Below are 742 nucleotides of genomic sequence, written 5' to 3'. Positions count from 1 at the left end.
CGACAGCTACACCGACAATATGATGCGCTTCTCGGAAAGGAATGCCTTTCGCGACCAAGTAGTCCGCTAATTCTGTGGCATTGGCGTAGCCTTGTTTCGCAGCTTCTAACGTACGTTCGCCATTAACCTTGATACCATCGAAACACAACGCTGCCATTTCCATACAGTCGTTCCATGTATCAAGAGCATCGAACAAACCTTCTTTGTCTTCTTGCATGTCTTTGTTGTACGCCAGTGGCAGGGCTTTGACTGTCATCATCATGCCAGCAAGTGCGCCGTACACGCGACCAGTCTTACCACGAATGAGCTCTAGCGCATCTGGGTTTTTCTTCTGTGGCATCAATGACGAGCCAGACGTCACTGTATCTGCCAACTCAATGAAGTTCGACTCACCTGAGTTGTAGAAAATCATATCTTCCGCGAGACGTGACAAGTGCAGCATAGAGATAGAAGCAACAGACATCAGTTCCATCACATGGTCACGATCCGATACCGAATCGAGTGAGTTACGCGTAGCACGGTGAAAACCAAGATTATGCGCCAGTTGTTCACGATCAATTGGGTAAGCAGTACCAGCTAATGCGCCAGAGCCTAACGGACAGGTATCTAAACGTTGCAGCGCATCACTCAGACGTGAGTAATCACGCTCAAACATTTCAACATACGCCAAACACCAATGAGCAAACGTCACAGGCTGAGCACGTTGTAAGTGAGTATAACCAGGCAAAACCGTACCTTGATG

Annotated in this window: 1 protein-coding gene; it reads right to left on the bottom strand. The window is 48.1% G+C overall.

Features of this window, described 5'->3' with window-relative positions; translation table 11 throughout:
- On the bottom strand, positions 1-742 hold a 742-nt coding region (gene argH / locus R7Z77_RS25305), incomplete at both ends, for an argininosuccinate lyase (RefSeq protein WP_318137039.1).

The organism is Vibrio sp. 1401, from assembly GCF_033340295.1.
The sequence above is the reverse complement of the archived record's forward strand: the minus strand, read 5'-3'. Positions and strand labels throughout refer to the sequence as shown.